This window comes from Nonomuraea sp. NPDC049486 (assembly GCF_040676925.1).
In the GTDB taxonomy this organism is placed as follows: Bacteria; Actinomycetota; Actinomycetes; order Streptosporangiales; family Streptosporangiaceae; genus Nonomuraea; species Nonomuraea ferruginea.
Genome location: NZ_JBFAPV010000049.1, coordinates 1 through 1029 on the forward strand (window position 1 = coordinate 1; position 1029 = coordinate 1029).

The 1029-nt window shown below is 69.6% G+C and carries 1 protein-coding gene; it reads left to right on the forward strand.

The window, feature by feature from the left end:
- On the forward strand, positions 1-1029 hold a 1029-nt coding region (locus AB0K05_RS44425; RefSeq protein WP_364237890.1), incomplete at both ends, for an RHS repeat domain-containing protein.

Sequence of the window (1029 nt, forward strand, 5' to 3'; positions counted from 1 at the left end):
AAGACCGTCTACGACGGCCAGGAACGCCCCACCGCATCGATCGCCTACCACCTGGGCACTGAACTGCGCCGCACCACCACCGCCTACCCGGGCAGCGAACGAACCGAGGTCACCCCGCCGTTCGGCGGCAAGACCGCCACCGTCACCGACGTGTTCGGCCGCGCCGTCAAGGTCGAGGAATGGCCGAACGCCAGCCAGCATGCCGACACCGGCTACGGCTACGACCTGCGCGGCAACCTGACCACGATGACGGACGCCAATGGCAACGTCCGCACCTACACCTATGACTGGCTGGACCGCCGCACTGCCGCCGACGACCCCGACGCCGGCACCTCCAGCTACGGCTTCGACCTGGCCGGCCGGCAGATCTGGAGCGTCGACGGCAACGGCCAGAAGATCTCCAACAGTTACGACGACCTGGGCCGGCGCACCAGCCAGTGGGCCGGCGAGACGGGCACCGGCACCAAGCTTGCCGAATGGAGCTACGACACCGTCGCCAAGGGCCAGCCCACCGCCGCCACCCGCATAACGGCAGGCCATGCCTACACCCAGGCGGTCACCGGCTACGACAGCGACTACCGGCCCACCGCCAGCACCGTCACCGTCCCGGCCGTCGAGGGCGCGCTGGCCGGCACGTACAGCTTCACCAGCAGCTACGACGCGGCCGGGAACCTGCGCACTCAGGGCTTACCCGCCGCCGGAGGGCTGGCCGCCGAGACGCTCACCCATGCCTACACCGACCTCGGCTTCACCAAGGCCACCACCTCCGACCTGGGCGGCTTCACCTACGTCCACGACACCACGTTCACCCTGACGGGCAAGCTCGAAAGCCGCTCCCTCGGCGCGGGCGGACAGGTCAAGCGGGTCCTGGAACGCGACCCAGCCACCGACTGGCTCTCGCGGGTCACCACGCAGACGAAGGCTGACACCTCAGGCCCGGACACCGTCCAGGATGATCGGTACGGCTACAACATCGCCGGCAACATCACCCGCGTCCTGGACGCCGCCTCCGCCACCGGCGGCAGCGAC